9 protein-coding genes are annotated in these 20,117 nt (G+C 65.2%); 4 read left to right on the top strand and 5 right to left on the bottom strand.

What is annotated here, in order from left to right:
- Window positions 1-25: 25 nt before the first annotated feature.
- Window positions 26-433 (bottom strand): HAD hydrolase-like protein, encoded by a 408-nt coding sequence (locus GE073_RS08115; protein ID WP_153783208.1) that lies wholly within the window; start codon window positions 431-433, stop codon window positions 26-28.
- Between the two features lie 147 nt (window positions 434-580).
- Here GE073_RS08115 and GE073_RS08110 point away from each other — a divergent pair, with 147 nt between their 5' ends.
- The gene (locus GE073_RS08110) at window positions 581-1,186 is read left to right on the top strand and encodes a DUF1349 domain-containing protein (protein ID WP_194843312.1); all 606 of its coding nucleotides are present in this window, start codon (window positions 581-583) and stop codon (window positions 1,184-1,186) included.
- Between the two features lie 163 nt (window positions 1,187-1,349).
- On the opposite strand, the gene GE073_RS08105 is transcribed toward GE073_RS08110, so the two are convergent.
- A complete protein-coding gene (locus GE073_RS08105; protein ID WP_194843311.1) occupies window positions 1,350-2,513 on the bottom strand; it encodes a glycosyltransferase family 4 protein in 1,164 nt (387 codons plus the stop codon).
- A gap of 252 nt (window positions 2,514-2,765) precedes the next feature.
- On the opposite strand from GE073_RS08105, the gene GE073_RS08100 reads away from it, so the two are divergent.
- Both GE073_RS08100 and asd read left to right on the top strand, forming a co-directional pair.
- On the top strand, window positions 2,766-3,551 hold the full coding sequence (locus GE073_RS08100; protein WP_153783206.1) for a tryptophan-rich sensory protein: 786 nt from the start codon (window positions 2,766-2,768) through the stop codon (window positions 3,549-3,551).
- A gap of 153 nt (window positions 3,552-3,704) precedes the next feature.
- A complete protein-coding gene (gene asd, locus GE073_RS08095) occupies window positions 3,705-4,490 on the top strand; it encodes an archaetidylserine decarboxylase (protein ID WP_153783205.1) in 786 nt (261 codons plus the stop codon).
- A gap of 14 nt (window positions 4,491-4,504) precedes the next feature.
- Here the strand turns inward: asd and GE073_RS08090 are convergent, their stop codons facing one another.
- Window positions 4,505-6,013, bottom strand: a complete 1,509-nt coding sequence (locus GE073_RS08090) for a MocR-like pyridoxine biosynthesis transcription factor PdxR (protein WP_194843310.1) — start codon at window positions 6,011-6,013, stop codon at window positions 4,505-4,507.
- A gap of 136 nt (window positions 6,014-6,149) precedes the next feature.
- On the opposite strand from GE073_RS08090, the gene GE073_RS08085 reads away from it, so the two are divergent.
- The gene (locus GE073_RS08085) at window positions 6,150-6,788 is read left to right on the top strand and encodes a pyridoxamine 5'-phosphate oxidase family protein (RefSeq protein WP_153783203.1); all 639 of its coding nucleotides are present in this window, start codon (window positions 6,150-6,152) and stop codon (window positions 6,786-6,788) included.
- A gap of 223 nt (window positions 6,789-7,011) precedes the next feature.
- Here the strand turns inward: GE073_RS08085 and GE073_RS08080 are convergent, their stop codons facing one another.
- Complete coding sequence (locus GE073_RS08080) at window positions 7,012-11,370, bottom strand: bifunctional 2',3'-cyclic-nucleotide 2'-phosphodiesterase/3'-nucleotidase (RefSeq protein ID WP_153783202.1); 4,359 nt, start codon at window positions 11,368-11,370, stop codon at window positions 7,012-7,014.
- Between the two features lie 293 nt (window positions 11,371-11,663).
- Window positions 11,664-20,102: a glycoside hydrolase family 94 protein gene (locus tag GE073_RS08075; protein WP_228551363.1), complete on the bottom strand. Its 8,439-nt coding sequence runs from the start codon at window positions 20,100-20,102 to the stop codon at window positions 11,664-11,666.
- Window positions 20,103-20,117 lie beyond the last annotated feature (15 nt).

The following is a 20,117-nucleotide window of genomic DNA, read 5'->3' as shown; positions in this document are numbered from 1 at the left end:
CCCGGAAAGGAAGCGGCGAACGGACTCAGACCGTATCATCGGCGGACACGACTTGAGACAAATCATCCATCATTCCGAACGGAACGAAGTCATGCTCCAGTTCCTGACGAGTTTTGGACGTCACGATTCCTGTCGATACTTCTTTTTCCTTGAGCAGCTTCAGCACGTCCATGATTCCCGGAAAAATCGAGATGGAATCAAAATGATCCTTCATGAAGACATTCCATCTTTCATTCACCCGATCCACGTCCTCGGGCGCGATGCCTAATTTCGGCAAAGCTCTCGCACCGGGAATTCCGAGGACAAAACGAATCTCGTCAAGGGAACGAGACCGGCCTTGAACCTCAAGAAGAGCCTGCTGAAGAGACTTCAGCACGGCATCCTCCGTATCGATCAGAGTACCGTCCACGTCAAATACAATCGCTCTAACCATTCCGATTCCCTCCCAAGCTCGCCTTCTTTTCCATGACGATTCCGTGATCAGAATTGTTTTCCTCCCGCCTTCCGAAATTATCCAAATTCCGGCCTCGTCCTAGATAAAAATTCCTGTTAATATAAATCTATACAAGGAGGGATTTCGTTGAACCAATCCGCTTTAGAGACGTTCAGCTGGCTGAATGAAAGCCGCGTTCAATTCAATTCGGACCGGATCATCCTGCATGCGCCGGAAAAAACCGACTTCTTTTGTCCCCATGGCACGGAGTCGGAAGAAGGAACGCTGCCCGAGAGCCTTCTCAACGCGCCTTTCTACTACACTGAGGTTGCCGGTGATTTCGTCATGCGCGTCAAGGTGGAACATGACTTTACAAGTCAATACGACTCCGCCTCGATCATGGTCATGAAGGATCTGGACGTTTGGGCGAAGGCCTGCTTCGAGCTGACGGACTTCGGCACGCATGCCGTCGTCAGCGTCGTCACGAATTCGATATCGGACGATGCGAACGGCTGCGACATCGAGGGGAACTCCGTCTGGCTGCAGGTGGCCCGCACCGGCCCATCCTTCGCGTTTCATTATTCGCTCGACGGCATCCGGTTTTTCATGATGAGGTATTTCAGCCTGCCCGTGGAGGAGACCGTGAAGGTCGGCCTGCTGCCTCAGTGCCCGACCGGATCTGGCGGGGATCGGATTTATTCGGATTTCTCCCTTGAAAAAAGAACGGTGAAGAACATCCGCGCCGGCAACTAACAGCCGCAGGCGCAAAGGCTTGGACGCCAAAGACCGCATCTCCGAATGAAGGAGATGCGGTCTTTTTTTGCCTTGCCGGCGGTATGCTGTAACGGTACAACCCGTTCCGCCCTGGTCCGCGGCTTCGCGTTCAGCCGTTGCGGCCGCCTCGCTCCCCGCTCGCTCAGGGCCGCTTCGCCGTTTCGGCCAGCACCTCCAGCCAGCGCCGGGCCGTCGCCTGCCAGGTGAAGCTCTGCTCCACCCGCGCCCGGCTCGCTCGGCCCATCCGCTCCCGCAGATGGCCATCGCGCAGCAGCTCGAGCAGCCGGTCGCCCAGCTCCTGCTCGATCCGCGCCGGATCGGCGAGATACCCCGTCTCGCCGTCGACGACGATCTCGCGCATCCCGCCCGCGCGCGAGGCGACGACGGGGATGCCGCTGGCCATTGCCTCGACATTGACGAGGCCGAACGCCTCGCGCGCGCCGGAAGGCACGGCGGCCATATCCGCCGCCAGGAACCAGTCGGGCACCGCATCATGCGGCACGTACGGCACGAACTGCACATGCCCGCGCAGGCGGCGCCCGAGCCGCTGCAGCATGCGGCTGTAGCGAGTCGTCCGATGCGAGCCGTAGAACGGGCTGCCGACGACGACAAGCAGCACGCTCGGATGCTCGGCGATTAGGCGGGGCAGCACCCGCAGCAGGTGATGGACGCCTTTGAGCGGGATGACCCTTCCCATGAACAGCACGACGTCCCGCCCTTGCCAGCCCCGTGCCTGCCGCAGCCGCTCGCGCCGCGCCGCTCCCTCCGGCTCCCAGCGCGACAGGAAGCGCTCCGCATCGACGCCGATGTGCACGACGCGCACCTTGGCCGCCGCCTCCGGCACGCGGCGCACCACCTCGTCCCGCAGGAACTCGCTGTTGACGATGATGCGCTCCGCTCTGCGGAAGCTTGCGCGAAGCCGCTCCCGGGCTATCGCGTCCGCGCCGATGAACGAGGTCGAGTGCAGGTTCAGCCAGATCCGTGTCGCCGGATGCCGCCTGCCGAGCGTCAGCACGTAGCCCGGCCGGTTCTCCACCTCGATCAGATCCGGTCCGAGCCGGCGCGCCGAGGCGCTTACCGCCCGCACGTAAGCGCCCTTGTCCTGCGCCGGATAGCGGACGCAGCGGACGCCGCCGACCTTCCCGATGCGGGCCAGCCCTTTCGCGCTGCGGCCGTAGATGACCGGCTCGACGTCGGCCGCGAGCCACGGCACCATTTTCTCCACGACGCGCTCGACCGAGCTGCTGCCTGCCGAGGGGATCGGGAACGACCCCGGCGTCACGAACGCGACCTTCTGCTTCGACACGAACCTCTCTCCTTGCTCTATCTCCATTCGATAGATGTCAGCTAGATTAAGCTATTCGAGCGGACGCGGACGCGTGAGGGTCAAGCGTCATGGAGGGACAGCCGCCGCTGCGAGTCTGCGCCGAGAGCAGCGCTAGCTCTAGCGCGACCGAGGTCCGACTGGGCTGGTTGATCCATGCCCTCTTCGGTGAATATATACCCGACAGTTAAAAAAACGATGTCGATGGAAGCATCGGCTACAAGGAGGATGTCCATGAACGCCATCTCTGCCCGCAGCGCCGCCACCCCCGTCTGGCTGCGCGCCGCCAACACGGCCGCCTACATCCTGATGATCGTCATGAACGCGCTGGCGACGCTGCTGCCGCTCGGCGGCAAGACGACCAGCGAGCTGTCGGACCAATATCCCGTGCTCATCACGCCTCCGGGCTATGTATTCTCGATCTGGAGCGTCATCTACGCGCTGCTCGCCGGCTTCATCGTCTACCAGTGGACGTCCGCCGGCGCCTCGCGCGAATCGGTGAAGCGCATCGGCCTGTGGTTCGTGCTGAACGGGCTGGCCAACTCCGCCTGGATCGTCGCCTGGCAATACGAGCAGCTCGGCCTCAGCGTCGTCATCATGCTGCTGCTGCTCGTCACGCTGATCGTCCTTTATCACCGCACGCAGCGGGCCGGCGGCCCGAAAGCTCCAGCCGGAGAGGCGCTGCTCGTGCAGCTGCCGTTCAGCCTCTATCTCGGCTGGATTTCGGTCGCGACGATCGTCAACGTGACCGTGCTGCTGTACGATGCCGGATGGGATGGCTTCGGCCTCGGCGACACGGCCTGGCTGACGATCGGGATGCTCGCCGCCGCCATCGTCGGACTCGTCATCGGCTTCCTCTACCGCGATCCGTTCTTCGGGCTCGTCCAGGCCTGGGCGCTGAGCGGCATCGCGACCAAAAGCGAGCTTGCCTCCTCTTCGTCGACGCTCGCTTGGGCGCTCGCGGGCCTGCTCGTGCTGTCCTGCCTGCTCCAAGCCTGGAGAAGATGGGGCAGCGCCTAGAGCCTCGCGCGCTTTGCACCCGACCTTGCCGGAGAGGCTCATTGATTCTTCTCTTCAATTATGGCAAACTAGTCGGGATGGCCTATGCGAGAGAGAGGAACGCCTTTCCTTGCTCCGCAGCAGACGGCCGCGAAAGGACGTGACTTCGGAGGCATGTGGACCTGGTTCTTCCGACATTTGACGGAGCTTGGCTCTCGCAAATGGCTCTCCCGCACGACGGGCAGGCTTGCCAAATCCCGAGCCAGCCGGGGCTTCATCCCCCGCTTTGCCCGCACTTACGGCATACGCGTCGAGGAAGCCGAGAAGGCTCTGCGCGACTATGCGACGCTGAACGAATTTTTCACCCGGCGCCTGAAGCCCGGCATGCGGACGATCGATCCGGCAGCCGACGCTGTCGCCAGTCCCGTCGACGCGCTCGTGACGGGGGCCGGTCCGATCGAGGACGGCACGATGCTCGGCATCAAGGGCCAGGACTATACGGTCGAGGAGCTGCTCGGCGGCTCCCCGCGCCTTGAAAACTACCGCGACGGCTACTACATCGTGCTTTATCTCAGCCCGACCGACTACCACCGGATCCATGTGCCGGTCGACGGCTCGATCATCGAGCGCGAGCATCTGCCGGGACGTGTCTATCCGGTCAACGAGTTCGGCCTCACGCGCATGAAGAGAGTGCTCAGCCGCAACGAACGCCTCGTCACGTATTTGACCCATGGCTCTCGGGAGCTCGCCATCGTCAAAGTCGGCGCGCTCAACGTCAGCAGCATCCGCTATGCGGAGCCTCAGCGCTCCAAAGCGGTCAAAGGAGACGAGCTCGCCTACTTCGAGTTCGGCTCCACCGTCGTCCTGCTGTTCCAGGACGACAGCTTCATCCCTCGCGAGGACCTGGCCGTCGGCCTCAAGGTCCGCATGGGCGAACGTCTCGGACAGCTGGCTCCTTGAGCCGGCTGTTTTTTTTATTCCCGCTTTGCCGACCGCCACGCCTCCGCCAGCCGCTTCATGCCCTCCCCGATCTCCTCCTCCGTCAAATGGGCGAAGCCGAACAAAGCGCCCGGCTCGGGACGCTTCGTCTCGCCCGGCTGCGCAGTCCAGTACTTGCGGCCGTCGCTCCATCCGATCTTCCGCTCCTGCGCCAGCCGCAGCAGCCGCTCGTAGCGATCCTCTCCCGCCGTCCACGCCGCATACTGATGCAACCCGGCATGAGCCGGCGACCAGCGGAACGGCTGCCCCGACAGCGACGCCAGCCCTGCGTGCAGCGCCGACAGCCTCCGCCGGTACTGCCTGCGGATGCGCCCCAGATGGCGGGCGTAGCGTCCTTCCTGAAGAAAGCGCGCCAGCGCGAGCTGCTCGAGCTGCCCGGACGAATACGGCTCGTAGAACGACTTGGCGCGGACGAGCCGCGACACGAGCCACGGAGGCGCGACCGCGTAGCCGATCCGCAGCCCGCTGTACATGGTCCTGGAAAAGCTGCCGAGATAGACGACGCGCCCCTGGGCGTCCATCGCCTTGAGCGGCTCGCCCGGCCTGCCGGTGTAGCGGAACTCGCCGTCGTAGTCGTCCTCCAGCAGCAGCGCCCCTCTTCGCTCGGCCCAGGCCAGCAGCTCCGCTCGCCGCGAAGCGGGCAGCACTGCGCCGGTCGGGAACTGGCGGTTCGGCGTCACGGCGGCCAGCGCCGCGTCCCAATCATCCGGCACGATTCCGAGCTCGTCGACCTTTGCGCCCAGCACCTCCGCGCCGGCCGCGAGCGCCGCTTCCCGGATGCCGCCATACCCCGGATTCTCCATGACGAAGCGCTCTCCCGGACCGATCAGCGTCTGCAGCAGCAGCGCCAGCGCCTGCTTGGAGCCGCTCGTCACGACGATGTTCGCCGGATCCGCATGGATGCCCCGCTCACGCCTCAGCAGCGCCGCGATCGCCTCCCTCAGCTCCGGGCTGCCCGCCGGCGCCAGCTCACGGCCTCCATCCTCCAGCGGCCGCTCCAGCGACTGTCGGACCGCCGCATAGAGCGCCTGCTTCCATTCGCCGGCCGGGAACAGCCGAAAGTCCGTCCGGCCCGACGCGAACCGCTGCGCGGCAGCCTCGAGGCTGTCCGCCGCATCGGGCAAAGCGGCCGGCGAAGCCGCCTCGAGCCGCTTGAACCAATCGCTGCCGCATGAGCGGGCTTGCGGCCCGATCGGCTCCTGCTCGCGCTCCTGGCCTTGCCGCAGGACGCCGGCCTCGTAGGCGGCATAGGTGCCGCTGCCTTGCTCGGCATCCACATAACCTTCCGCCCGCAGCATGTCGTACACCTGGCTGACCGTGCCGCGGGAGAGGCCGTACAGCTCCGCCATGCGGCGCGTGCTAGGCAGACGTTCGCCGCTGGCCGATCCTCCGTCCAGAATCTGCGCCTTCAGCGATTCATACAGAGCCTCGCGCTTGCTTCTTCCTTCTTCCAGCAGCCGCTCGTAGGCAAGCCTCGGTTCCATGCGCCTCATCCTTCCCGCGGCAAAGTGGTCTAATGAATTTACTATAAACCGGATCTTTTCCATTTGCCACTTTTCCCTTACCTTTAGCAGCAGAGGGCAGAGGAAATTCACCGCTGCCGGGAGAGGAAGAGACAAGATGAGAAGAAAAGAATTCGATCAAAGCCGCGACCAGGCGGAGCTGGAAGCCTTCTTGCAGGAGATGAGCTTCGGGTTCCTGGCGTCGGTCCGTCCCGACGGAACGCCCGGCATTACGCCGCTGAACTTTGTGTACCGGAACGGCTCGCTCTACTTCCACGGCAGCCGCGCCGGCGAAAAAATCAAGAGCCTGAAGGCAAACGAGCAGGTCTCCTTTTGCGTCGCCCGGGAATATGCGCTGATCCCGTCTTACTTTGAGGATCCGGAGCTCGCTTGCCCGGCGACAGCCTATTTCAAGTCCGTCCTGCTGCGGGGCACGGCGTCGCTTGTCGAGGATCTGGAAGAGAAGGCGGATGCGCTGCAGGCGATGATGGCCAAGCTCCAGCCGGAAGGCGGGCATGAGCCGATCCGAGCGGACGACGCGCGCTATCGGGGCAATCTGAAGGGCGTGGCGGTCATCCGCCTGAATGTCGAGCACATCAGCGCCAAGTTCAAGTTCGGCCAGAACCTGACCGAGCCCAAGCGGGAAGCCGTAGCAGGCCAGCTCGAGCGGCGCGGCTGTCCGTTCGACCACGAGACGGCTGCGCTGATGCGGCGCTACGCGCCGGATGGAGACGGACAGCCGCAGCCCGCGGAGTAGCAGGCGCAGCTCGGAGAGCAGCACGCTCGGCTCGCGGAGCAGCACGCTCGGCTCGGAGCGGCAGGCTCGGCTCGGAGAGCGGCAGTAGCCCGCCTCCGCTGCTTTGCCGGAATGCGGCGAGTCGCGCTCCCTGGACTGGTCCGGCTCGCCGGACAGCAGACAAAAAAAGCTCCGTCCCACCCGAAGGGGGACGGAGCTTTTTTTGTTGCGGAATGAAGCTCGATTAGGAGACTTGACCCAGCACGCGGTCGAGGATGACGGCCGCTTGAGCGCGGGTTGCCATGCCTTTCGGCGCGAAGGTTCCATCGCCCATGCCGTTCAGGATGCCGGATTTAACCAGCTGAGCGACAGCGTTCTGAGCGTAAGAGCCGATTTTCGCCTTGTCTTTGAATGCGGACAGAGCGTCCTTGTCGACCGGCTGCTCTTTGCCCGCATACTTGAGGGCATTGGCGACCATGATCGCCATCTCCTCGCGGGTAATGTCGCGGTTCGGCTCGAACTTGCCGTTGCCGCTGCCTTGAACGAGGCCGGCCTGGACGGCCGCGGCGATGTAGCTGCCGTACCATGCATCCGACTTGACGTCGTTGAAGGACGTCGAGGAGGAGGTAAGGTCAAGCTGCAGAGCGCGTGCGATCATCGCGATGAACTGAGCGCGCGTCACTTCTTCGGCTGGAGCGAACTTGCCGTCGCCCATGCCGTTGATGATGCCCAGAGCAGCCAGCTTCTGGATCGCAGCGACAGCCCAAGTGTACTTGGCGATATCGCCGAACTCAGGAGCCGCGCTAGGTGCAGGCGTAGCCGATGGTGCCGGCGTCGCGCTCGGAGCCGGCGTCGCGCTTGGAGAAGCGGACGGGCTTGCCGTAGGCGTCGGCGTCGCGGACGGATTCCATGGCGTCGGCGTCGAAGTCGCTTCCTTCACGTTCGTGATGCGTCCTTCGATCTTGGCGGTGATTTGGCCGCCTTTGAATGTCTTCACGATATAGTTGTAGAACTCGTCCAGGTCGATTGGACCCGGTACAGACGATTTGGCTTCGGTCAGCACTTTGTAGTTGTCGCCGCCGGCAGCCATGAAGTTGTTGACGACAGCCGTATATTCCTTGCCGTCCTCGATCGGCGTGCCGTCCGTCAGAGTCAGGCTATCGACTCGCTCGGCGACAGGCTTGTACATCAGAGCCGTATACTTGAGGCCGGAAATCTGCAGCGTCTTCGTATTGGCGGAGCCGTCCTGGTTCGTACCCCATTGCTGCTCCAGCAGCTTCTTCACTTGAGCGCCCGTAAGCGTCAGCTTGACGAGCGTATTGCCGAACGGCTGGACTTTCGCCAGGTCGCCGAACTTCACGTCGCCTTTCGGCAGGTCGGCGCGGATGCCGCCCGGATTCATGAAGGCGAAGTCCGCTGCGCTCTTGCCGTCGCCGAAGTCGGCGTGGCGCATGGCGTCTGCGATCAGGTTGCCCAGCGGCGCTTCATTGTTGTACGCGTCCGTACGGACGATGGAGCCGTCCGTCGTGCCGACCGGCTTGGTCAGCTCCGGATGCAGATCCAGGTATTTATTGACGAGCGCGACCGTATCCGCATCCGGCGTCTTGCCGGCGTGGAACGTTGTCGAGACGACAGCGGATTTTTCTTTGACATCGCCCGTCTTGGCATCGATGACGAGCTTGATGTCTTCGTACGCCGTACCGTAGGAATAAGCTTGGACGATCAGCTTGCCGTTGACTTCCTGGTTGGCGAGAGCATGGTCGTCGCCGGCGACGATGACGTCGATCGGGGAGTCGGCCGGCAGCGCCTTCGCCAGATCGACGGCTTCTCCGACCGTCACGGTCGCCTTCCCGTCCACAAAGGTCGTTTTGGCCGGATCATGCGCCAGCACGACGATCGTCTGTACGCCTTGGTCTTGCAGCGCTTTGGCATAGGCGTTGACTGCTTTTACTTCCTCGGATGCTTCCATGAAGCGCACGCCTTCCGTTCCGGACGGAGCGACCTTGTTCGGCGTAGATTTCGTAACGAGGCCGATGAAGCCGATCTTGACGCCGCCGACTTCTTTCACGACGTAAGGCTCGATCAGCGTCTTGCCCGTTTCCGTGACGATGACGTTGCCGTTGACGTAGTCGAAGTCGACGCCGCCATGCACGACATTTTTATTCTTCGGATCTTGGCCGCCATACAGCTGCGCCTTCAGAGCGTCGACGCCTTGGTCGAACTCATGGTTGCCCAGAGAGCCGATGTCGAATTGCATCATGTTCAGCCATTCCAGCGTCGGCTTGTCGCGCTCCAGCGACGATACCGGAGCGGATGCGCCGACGGAGTCGCCGTTATGGAACAGAATCGTCGGCTTGCCTTCCGCCGCGTATTTCGCGCGGGCTTCCTTGAGGTAGGTCGCCAGGATGGCGGCCGTGCCCGCAGGCTTGCTGCTGACCAGAGATTCGGTATCCAGCTGGCCGTGCAGGTCATTGATGCCGAGCAGGTGGACCTCCACGTCGGAAGTCGCCTGCACGAACGGCTTCTTCAGCTTCTCCAGCTTGAAGATGCCGAAGCCTTTGTCATTGTTCGTTTCCGTGTAGGTAATGCCCTGGCTCAGGGCAGTTGCCGCTTTAGGCGTCGAAGTGAACGTCACATTGACGTTGCCCTCGATCGGCTGCAGCGACCAGTTGCCGTCTGCCGTCGGATTGATCGTTCCTTTTTCGACGATATAGTCCATCAGCACCTGGCGGTTCTCGTCCTGGGAGTCGACGATCAGCTGAGCGCCTTTGACGCCAGGGAAGTTGCCGCCGCCGCTTGCGCGGTAATTGTTCGTGACGACGATGAAGTCCTGGTTCGGGTCAAGCGGCTGGCCGTTGTACGTCAGTTCAGTGACGCGGCTGGAGCCCGGGTTGAGCGGCTTGCCGTTCGGGTCGTACTTGGCCGGCTTGGTGACGTCGTACTTGTAGTTCACGCCGTCGATGACGTCAAAGTTGTACACGGCGAAGGCCGGGTTCAGCAGCGACTGGGCCGTCGTCTTGCGGGGGCTGATCGTGTTGAACGCGCCTGCGCTCATCTCCAGCCATTCCTTGACGACCGAGCCTTTGACCTTGATCGCCTTGAGCGTGTTGTCGTACAGATACAGGTCGCTCGCGCTGCGGATCGTCAGATCGCCGGCAGCGATGTCCGTATATTCATCCGGACCGTTGCGTCCCGCCTTGAACGGCGCGCCGACGCTCAGGATCGGCAGATCCTTGTAGACGGAGTCGTTCACGGTCAGGTAGTTCTGGACGTACCATTTTTGAGCGTCCGTCACGGCCTGGACCGTCGGATCGTCCTGCACCATCGCGAAGAAGCTGTTCATCGCGGCGCTTGTCGTGCCGAGCTTCGCGCCTGTGTAGGCGATGGTCGCGTTGTGGGCGGCCGCTGCGAGCTGTTGTACCTGAAGGTCAGGAGCAACAGTCGAGGAGTTCACCTTGTCGACCGTTTTGAAGATCGACTTCGTCGAAGTCTTGGAAGCCGCTTTGTCGACGACCCATTTGCCGCCGCTCTGCACGACTTTGAGGTCGATCAGGCCGATGTTGTTGCCGCCGTAGCCGGCTTGCACGGCAGGCGTGCCGTTGATATGGCCGTTGACGTTGTCAACCTTGACCGCAGCCGTGTTGAAAGGCTTGCCCGTGCTCGGATCCTTGAAGCTGGCGTCGAGCGCCGCTTCCGTCGCCGCCGGGAATACTTTATGGGAGTGAGAGAACGTGACGGCGTCGATGCCGGGAACTTTCGTCAGGGCATTGACCGCGTTCTCTTCGCCTTCGCCTTCCGGAGCTGTCGCATCGAAGCCCGTATGCGCCAGGGCGATGACGACATCCGCGCCTGCCGCGCGTACGATCGGAGCGAATTTCGCCGCCGTCGTGCTGATGTCTTCCGTATAGACCTTGCCTTCGAGGTTGACCTTGTCCCACTCCATGATCTGCGGCGTGACGAGGCCGATCAGGCCGACCTTGATCGTCTGCTCGTTGTTATTAGAGTCTTTTACTTTCTTTTCCAGGATGACATAAGGCTCGAAGGCATTTTCATCGTTGGATTTGTCGTTGTCGCCGTCAACTTTGTAGATGTTGGCATTGACGTAAGGGAAGGCTGCGCCCGGGAGATTCTTGTAGACGCCTTCAGCCACCGTGCGGTCGAGGAAGTCGAGGCCGTAGTTGAACTCATGATTGCCGAACGTTGCCGCATCGTACTTGAGATAGTTCATGACCGCCATCATCGGATGGATGGCCTGAGGATTCGTCTTCAAGTCCGAATGCTTGGCCATATAGGTGCCAAACGGCGTGCCTTGAATCAAGTCTCCATTGTCCACGAGCAGCGTATTTCCATTGCGGTTCTCATTGATCAGCGTCGCGGCGCGGTCCAGTCCGACCGTGATCGAATCGGCGTTTTTGAAATAATCCCAGCCGTAGACGTTCGTATGAATGTCCGTCGTGCTCAAGACGCGAAGATCGATCGTCGCGTCAGCAGCCGCCTCCGCCGTTCCCGTGAACAGCACGGCTCCGCCAAGAACCTGCGCGGACAGCACGGATGCCGCCAGCACGGAAGCGGTCGGTTTGTTCCATTTCGGCTTCCATCTCATAAAGTGATGAGTCCTCCCTTTTTGTTTCTTGCCTCGACATTATACCAACAGTGGAAAATCGAAAATCATAGAAATCATAAAATATTCGTTGAGGTTATGTAAAGAAAAATATCACTAGTCAAAGAAAAACGACGAATATGAATAAAAATCCATCTTTATACATCGCTTTTTTTGTATACCGGAAAGATCGTTTTCCTTTTCGCATGGCAATCGAAACGCGCCATATCAAGAAAAAACAACCCTGCAGCGCCTGAAGGCGTTGCAAGGTTGTTCATTCACCCTTGAACCGATGTTCAATATTTATGCATCGAGTCGATGTCAGATTCCGTCACGCGACGCTCCAGCACCAGGGTGATGCGGTGATGGCCGCCATCATCCGGAAGCGGAATCCGCGCCTCCGCGGACGCTTCGGACGGCTGCCCGCCGTTCATGACGACGACCGCCTCCGAGGCGTTCAGGCGATGCGGATTGAGCACGCGGATGTCCAGCCGGGCCGTTCCGATGCGGTAGCGGATCGCATAGGAAGGCCACTCCGCCGGAATGCGCGGACGCACGATCAGCTCGCGTCCCTCGCGGCTGAGCCCAAGAATCCACTCCAGCCCCGCCTGGTACATCCAGCCCGAAGCGCCGGTGTACCACGTCCAGCCCGCTTTGCCGCCGTAGGTGTCGGTCGTGTAGACGTCCGCCGCCATGACGTAAGGCTCGCCGCCGTAGCGGCGCACGTCGCCGGGAGACTTGGCGTGGCTGACCGGATTGAGCAGGCGGAACAGCTCCGCCGCCTTGCCGCCCTCGCCGAGCGCGCTCCACGCGACGATGCTCCAGATGACGCCGTGCGTATACTGGGCGCCGTTCTCGCGCAGTCCCGGTGGATAGCCTTGGATATATCCCGGCGTCGGCTCGGTCTTGTCGAACGCCGGCGTCAGCAGCCGCGCCAGCATGAGGCCGCGGTCGACGAGCTCCCGGTCGAACGATCCCATCGCCTTGCGCGCCCGCTCCGGAGGCGCGCCTCCGGAGATGACGGACCAGGACTGGGCGATGGCGTCGATCCGGCATTCCCGCGCTTCGTTCGTGCCGATCCAGACGCCTTCGTCGGTGCAGGCGCGGCGGTACCATTCCCCGTCCCACGCATGCTCGTTGATCGCCGCCATGATCCGCTCGCGCTCCTTGCGGTAATGGGCCGCGCGGATCTCGTCTCCCATCCGCAGGCAGACCGGAGCGAACTTTTCCAGCACGACGCACAGGAACCATCCGAGCCACACGCTCTCGCCCCTGCCCTCGTCGCCGATCGAGTTCATGCCGTCGTTCCAGTCGCCGATGCCCATCAGCGGAATGCCGTGGCGGCCGGCGGTCAGCCCCTTCTCGATCGCGCGCACGCAGTGCTCGTAAAGCGTGCCCTCCTCGCCGGAAAGCACGGTCGCCTCGTAGCGCTCATGCTCCTCCTCGGAGAGCGGCTCGCTCGTCAGATAAGGGGCTCGTTCCCCGAAGACGTCCCAGTCGTCGGTGAAAACGGCGTAGCGCGCCGACGCGTACGGCAGCCAGAGCAGATCGTCGGTGTACTTGGTGCGGATGCCCTTGTGCGTCTCCTCATGCCACCAGTGCTGCACGTCCCCCTCCAGGTACTGATGCGAGGCGTTGAGCAGCAGCTGCCGGCGCGTCAGGTCGGGCCGCGCATGGAGCAGCGAGAGCGAGTCCTGCAGCTGGTCGCGGAAGCCGTACGCGCCGCCCGCCTGGAAAAAGGCGGTGCGGGCCCAGACGCGGCAGCTCAGCGCCTGATACAGCAGCCAGCCGTTCAGCAGCAAGTCCATTTCCTTGTCCGGCGTCTCCACCTCGATGCCGCCGAGCAGCTCCCGCCAGTGCGCCTCCGAGGCGGGCAGCACGGCCGCGCAGGCTTCGGGCGATGCATATTTGCGCGCGAGGCCGAGCGCCTCTTCCCGCGTTCCGCCCGCGCCGAGCACGACGTACATCCGCCGTTCCTCGCCCGGAGCGAGCACAAGCTCCCTCCGCACGGCGCCGCAGCTGTCCGCCGCCGCGCCCGCGCGCCCGCCGAGGGCGGCCCGGCCCATTCCCGCCGGACAATACGGCCCGTGCCCGCGGCCGATGAATTCCCTGCGGTCATCCGTATAGTCCGCCGGCATGCCGCCGTCCCCCGCTCTGTCCGCCGTCACCAGCAGGAACGCCTCGGCATCGCGGAACGTCTCCTGGTAAGCGTTGCGGGCCAGCAGCGCCTCCGCCTCCGCGTCCCACTCCGTGGCGATCGCCTGGACGCCGCCCGTGCTGACGCCGAGCACCCAGGCGCAATAGGCGGTCGCCGACAGCCGGCGCGGCCGGCCGGAGTCGTTGCGCAGCCGCAGCTCGGTCACTTTGACCGGATCCTGCGGATGCACGGCGACGCTCGCCTCCTGCGTCAGCCCTTCCATGCGGGTCAGCAGCCGCGTGAACCCGCGTCCATGCTCGATGCGGAACTCGCGCGCCTCGCCCGGAGCAGGAGACGCGGTCCAGAACTTGCCGCTCTCCTCGTCGCGGACGTAGATCAGCTCGCCGGCCGGATCGACGACAGGGTCGTTGGACCACGGACTGAGCTTGAACTCGCGGCTGTTGCTGAACCAGCTGTAGCCCGTGCCCCGCTCCGTGACGAGCGTGCCGAAGCGCGGATTCGCGATGACGTTGCTCCAAGGCACCGGCAGCGGCTGGCCCGGCTGCAGCCGGATGACGTAGTTCCCCCCGTCCGGGCGGAATCCGCCCCAGCCGTTGAAGAACAGCAGCTCCTCCTCCGGCTCGAGCGGCAGCGCCGAGATGCCCGTCCGCTTGCGCGTCTCCAGCGCGGCTTCGTCCCAGTCGACTAGCTGCAGCGCGAACGAGTCCGGCGGCAAGCCGACGACGTCACGCTCCGATTCGGGAATGCGTTCTCGTTCTATTCCTTCCATTAAAAGGTCGCGATTCGAATAACTATTTCGATCCGCTTCCGGAAGAACGACCCGCAGCTGCGCGCCGAGGCTCGGTCCGTCCGCCCGCAGCGTGACGCGCGCCGCCGTCTCCAGCAGCCGCGCCTGCTCCTCCGTCAGCCTCGACGAGGCGATCGGGTACAAGCCTCCTCCGACCGCATACGGCGGATAGGACACCGCCGATTGGACCGCCAGCAGCAAGGCGTCCTGCAGCGCCTGCTGGTAGCCCTCGCCGCTTTCGTTCAGCAGCACGAGGTCGAACGCGAGGCCGAGCCGGCGCAGGTAGCCGTGGCCGTTCACCAGCCTCGTCGCGAACGGCATGTCCGCGGCGTCCTCGATGCGCAGCAGCACGATCGGCAAGTCGCCGGACAGGCCGAGCGGCCACAGTCCCGGCTGCCCGAGGCGGTTGCGGCGGATGGCTTCGGCGCGCTCCTTGGCCTGCGGCGGAGCGTACAGGATCCGTCCGGCCAGCATCTGCATCGCCGCCGCCTCGGCCTCGTCCAGCCGATGCTGCCGCAGCGCGATGGCGCTCAGCGTCCACGCAAGCTCGAACGCGGCTTCCCGCTTGCCGTGCGCGAGCAGCTCGCGCACGAGCTGCAGCGCTTCGCCGCGCGAGGAGGCCAGGCCGCTCACCGCGGTCAGCACGGTCCGCGCGCCAGGCTCGAGACGCAGCTTGCGGCGCATGACGAACGCCGGATCGAGCACCGCTCCGGTCGAGCCTTCGAGCTTCTCGTCCGCGCAGCGCGGAGCGGCCAGCGAGTGGCCGCGGCCGATGAACTTCGCGCGGTCCGTCTCGTATTCCGCCGGTCCGACCGCTTCGGGTCCGGCATGAAGCATGTGCACCGCCCACAGCGGCTTCTCCTCCTGCGAGCGCGGCCTCCGCCAGGCGAGCAGCGCGCCGCTCGCCTCGTCCCGGGACGTCTGCACGAACAGCTTGCTGAACGCCGGATGCGCATCGTCGACGGAGGGCGGCGCAAGCGCGAGCTCCACATAAGTGGTCACCTCGAGAAGACGCGTTTCGCGGCTTTCATTCTCCAGCGTCAGCGTCCGGATCTCCGCCGCATGCTCCGGCGCGACGACGATCGCCATCTCGCAGCTGACGCCGCCCTCGCTGCGCCGGAACTCGGCGCGGTCAAGCCGGAAGCGCGCGCTCGCGCCGCTGCCCTCGCTGCCGACGGGATAAAAGCTGGGCGACCAGAACAGCCCCCCGCTCAGGTCGCGGATGTAGACGGCCGGCCCGTACGCCGGCACCACCGCGTCCTCCCGCCAGCGCGTGAAGGACAGGCCCTCGCTGCGCAGCTGGCCCGTGCCGTCGGCCGTCACGAAGGACGTGAACGTGCCGTTGGACAGCACGCAGGCTTCCGGCACCGCGGTCACCGGATGCTCGAACATGCGCGTGCCTCGGCCGTCCTCGGCCGGAGCCGTGCGGGACGCGCCCGAGCGCAGCGCCTGCGGAGCGATGACCGTCGCCCGGTCCGGCAGCCGCTCCTGCAGCAGCAGCTCCGCCGCCTGGACGCGCGGATCGGCATGGAAGCGGTCGACCATCGAGACGTCGAGCAGCAGATTGCCGAGCGTCATCAGGCTCATGCCCTGATGATGCGCCATGAAGCTTTTTACGACTCGATGGCCGGTCCCGTCCGGCAGCCGCGACGGCTGCAGGTCGACGGCCTCGTAAAAGCCGTATTTGCCCCTCGCGCCCATCCGCTCGAAGCGCTCCAGGTTGTCCATGCCCTCGGCCGGGTCCCATGGCAGCGCCATGACTGCCGCATACGGGGCGAGCACGAGCTCCTTGTCCAGCCCGCGCTGGAAGCCGAGGCCCGGCACGCCGAACGCGCGGTACTGATAGTTCATGTCGTAGTCGAATCCGTAGTAGCCCGATTCGGAAATGCCGTACGGCACGTCCTTCGACCGGGCATAGTCCTTTTGCCGCTGGACGACGGCCCGATACGTGCTGTCCCAGAGGGAGCCGCGATACGTGCGCATGAGCAGCGCCGGCATCAGGTACTCGAACATCGTGCCCGACCAGCTGAGCAGCGCCGGCCGCCGGCCGATCACCGTCAGCGAGCGGCCGAGGCGGAACCAATGCGACGCGGGCAGCTGGCCTTGCGCGATCGCGAGGAAGCTCGCCTGCCGCGCTTCCGAGGCGAGCAGGTCGTACAGGATGTCGTCCCGCCGATCCTGATCGGCATGGTAGCCGAGCGCGAGCAGCTGCGCCTCGCTGTTGTAGAGCGGCCGGAAGTCCGTCTCGCGCGCGTAGGCGTCGAGCCGCATCGCCAGTCGGGCCGCTTCGTCCGTCCAGGGACCGCTCTCGCGGGCGGCGTATTCCTCCACGCCGGCCTTGGCCGCGATCAGATAGGCGACGAGGTTGCCGGAGTCGACCGTGGACACGTAGCGCGGATGGAGAGGCTGCAGCGTCGTCGTATCGTACCAGTTGAACAGATGCCCGTGCCATCGCTCCATCCGCTCGAGCGTATCCATCGTGCGGCTCATCCGCTCGATCATCTCGGAGCTGGCGATGAAGCCGAAGTCGCGCGCCGTCACCGTGCAGGCGAGCATGAGCCCGATGTTCGTCGGCGACGTGCGATGCGCGACCCCGCGGTCAGGCTCGAGCTGCACGTTGTCCGGCGGCAGCCAATGATCCTGCTCGCCGGCGAAGTCGGCATAATAGCTCCAGATCGAGGCGGCGAGCCCGCGCAGCTCCTGCCGGTCCTCCGCTTGCAGGCGCGGCTCCGAAACGGACGGGCGGCCGTTCAGCCACGAAGCGGCAAGCGGCGCGGCAAGCCAGGCGACAGCCAGGATCGCGCTCAGCGCGAGCAGGCCGGACGGCGCTCCGGACAGCCAGGCCGCGGCAGGCACGAGCAGCGCCAGCGCCGTGCCGGAAGCGCGGAACGCCAGCAGCCGGCGGTCGGACGCGCGCTCGATGTCGGCGGCGCTTTTCCACTCGAGCAGCCTCCGGCGGCTGATGCCGGTCCGATACAGCGTGCGCGCGATCGCATCGGCCATGAGCGCCGTCTGGTACGGCAGCAGGATCAGCAGCAGCAGCGACTGCAGCAGCGAGGCGCCGAGCCGGCCCGGATGGCGCAGCACGTACGCCGGCGCGGCGAGCGCCTGCAGCACCGGCAGCAGCGCCGTCAGCAGGGCGGCCGCCAGCAGCGCGGCGCGGGAGCCCGCCGGCAGCAGAGGCGCGAGCAGCGCGATCAGATACAGGGCCGGCGGCACGAGGCTGCGGCGCAGGTTGTCGACGATCTGCCAGCGCGTGATCGGCCCGAGATCGACCGGCCGCGGCGTGCCCGCGCAGTCGCGCACCTGGCGCTTCAGCCAGCAGAGCAGCTGCCAGTCGCCGCGCACCCAGCGGTGCAGGCGCAGCTGCCACGCGCGCAGGCTCGCCGGATGGCTGTCCACAAGCTCGATGTCGGACAGCAGCCCGCCGCGCAGGAAGCCCCCTTCGAGCAAATCGTGGCTGAGCACCGTATTGTCGGGGATGCGCTCGCTCAGCAGGCGGCGGAACAGTCCGGCATGGAAGATGCCTTTGCCCGTGAAGATGCCTTCGCCGACGCCGTCCTGATACGGATCCGACACCGCGAAGGCGTACGGGTCGATGCCCGGCGTGCCGGCCCAGAGCGCGGCGAGGCGCGAGGACGAGGCGCTGTCGCTGCTGATCGCGATCCGCGGCTGCAGCACCGCATAGCCTTCCTTGACGCGGGTGCCGGCCGCGTTCAGGCGCGGCGCGTTGTACGGCAGATGCATCGTGCCGACCATGCGCTGGGCGCTGCCGAACGGCAGCTGCGTGTCCGCGTCGAGCGTGATGACGTAAGCGATGCGGGCGTAGACGGAGGCGTCGGATTCGCGATGCGTGAATGTCGTGCCGTCGTCTCCGGCGAGCAGCCGGGCGAGCTCGACGACTTTGCCGCGCTTGCGCTCCCACCCCATCCAGACGCCCTCCGCCTCGTTCCAGACGCGCCGCCGCTGCAGCAGGTGGAACGTCGTGCCGTCCTCGCCGTACTTGCGGTTCAGCCGGCCGATCTCCCGGACTGCGAGCTCGACCAGCTCGGCGTCGCCGCTCGCATGCTCCTCCGGCGCATCGGCGAAGTCGCCGAGCAGCGCGAAGTGGAAGCGGCCGTCGCGATTGGCGAGATAATGGAGCTCCAGCCTGCGGGCGAGCTGGCGCACTTCCTCCTCCGTGGACCAAATGACCGGAATGACGATCAGCGTGGAAGCGTCCTCCGCTACCCCGTCCGCATAATCGTAGCGCAGCAGCGGACGCGTCGGCATCGTCCGGCCGATCGCGCCGTGCAGCAGCGCGACCGCCCATTCCGAGGCCGGCAGCAGGAGCAGCAGCGCCGCCCCCAGCCACATCCATGCCGTCCATGCCTGGACGGATGCCCCGCGGACGAGCAGCAGCAGCGCCGCGGCGCAGAGGGCGAACGAGCCGGCCAGCAGCGTCAAATAGACCGCGCTGCGGCGGCGCAGCAGGCCCGTCTCCGGCAAACGCCGCGAGCGGACGGAGCTGCAGATCTCGACGCGCAGCCGATGCCGGCCCTCGGGCTCGAGCAAGTAGTAGGCCGCGTAGGCCGCGCGCGGCGGCAATCCTGCCGCCGGATCGTCTTGCCGGGCAAGCGCCGCGGTCGCGGCGGAAGGCCGTCCTGCAGCGGACGACTCTCGGGCCGCCGCATCCGCCAAGAAGCTCTCGCCGGTCGCCTTCGCCGCATCGGCGTCGCGGCCGCCCGTCCGTCCGCGCGCCTGCTGCGCCGGCACAGCCTCCGGCAGCGGGCCGGCCGCTGCCGCCAGCGCCTCGGCCGCCAGCCGCACGGCATGCTCGGCGACGAGCTTCTCCGGCAGGCCGAGCCGCGCCGCCAGGCGCGACGCCGCGCCGCGCAGCGTCGCGCGGCTCTCGGCGTCGAGGCGCGGATACATGCCGCTCGCTTCGCCGCGCAGCACGCGCTCGGTCACGCTCAGCTCCTCGAGCAGCCGCTCCCAAGGCGTGCGCTCGGCAGCCCGCAGGCTGCCGATGAGACGGCCCGCCTGCATCTGATAGGATGCCTGCAGGCGCGTCTCGTAGGCGTTCAGCCGGGCGAGGCTCTCGCTGCCGTTGTCGAGCCGCAGCAGCAGCCAGCGCCGCACCTCCTCGGAGTCGTCCGCCCACTCCCGCAGCCGGGCGACGAGATGGGCGACGACCGCTCCCGAAAGCGCAATGTCGCGTCCGGCGCGGTCGAGCGCCTCGGTCAGGCTCAGCGCATCCGGACGGCCCTTGGCGGAGATGGCGGCGCGCAGGATGCGCTCGGACGCCATGCAGGCGTCATGCCTCTGCCCGACCTCGCGGAATACTTCCGAGAGGCGGCGGAACAGGCAGCAGCGCAGCGCCAGGGGCAGCGCCCACGTCTCGGCGAGCGACAGCACGGATACTTCCTGGTAGGCATCGAGATAAGTCCGGAAGGTCGCGGAATCGTATTGGCCCGAGACGGCATCCAAATAGCCGTCGCAGACCGCCTCGGCGCGCGTATGGCCCGAGCGCCGGATCCAGGGCAGCCGGCTCAGTCCGCCCTGCCGCAGCTCCTGCTCGGCATGATAGCCTTGCTCCTGGATGAATTCGGCATGGTCCAGCAGCCATTCCGCGGCAGGCTGGACGCAGCCGTCCTCGCCGCTCTGGCGGAGCCGGTCCGCGAAGCCGGTCATCGAGGCCAGCTGCCGGCCGAGCGCTTTCCGCTGGCGGACGGGCGAGCGCCCCCTCGCCGTATCGTGGGTCAAGGCAAGCTCCCGGGCCGCCTTGATGATCAAATCCATAGTCGTCATGATTCCCCCTGGGTA

It is taken from the genome of Paenibacillus sp. B01 (genome assembly GCF_009649995.1).
Classification (GTDB): Bacteria; Bacillota; Bacilli; order Paenibacillales; family Paenibacillaceae; genus Paenibacillus_O; species Paenibacillus_O pasadenensis.
This window is presented reverse-complemented; position numbering and strand designations above follow the sequence as displayed.

Excerpts from the sequence above, each read along its gene's own strand:
- GE073_RS08115 (WP_153783208.1), bottom strand. The coding sequence starts at position 433 with ATGGTTAGAGCGATTGTATTTGACGTGGACGGTACTCTGATCGATACG.
- GE073_RS08100 (WP_153783206.1), top strand. The coding sequence starts at position 2,766 with ATGAACGCCATCTCTGCCCGCAGCGCCGCCACCCCCGTCTGGCTGCGC.
- asd (WP_153783205.1), top strand. The coding sequence starts at position 3,705 with ATGTGGACCTGGTTCTTCCGACATTTGACGGAGCTTGGCTCTCGCAAA.
- GE073_RS08090 (WP_194843310.1), bottom strand. The coding sequence starts at position 6,013 with ATGGAACCGAGGCTTGCCTACGAGCGGCTGCTGGAAGAAGGAAGAAGC.
- GE073_RS08085 (WP_153783203.1), top strand. The coding sequence starts at position 6,150 with ATGAGAAGAAAAGAATTCGATCAAAGCCGCGACCAGGCGGAGCTGGAA.
- GE073_RS08080 (WP_153783202.1), bottom strand. The coding sequence starts at position 11,370 with ATGAGATGGAAGCCGAAATGGAACAAACCGACCGCTTCCGTGCTGGCG.
- GE073_RS08075 (WP_228551363.1), bottom strand. The coding sequence starts at position 20,102 with ATGACGACTATGGATTTGATCATCAAGGCGGCCCGGGAGCTTGCCTTG.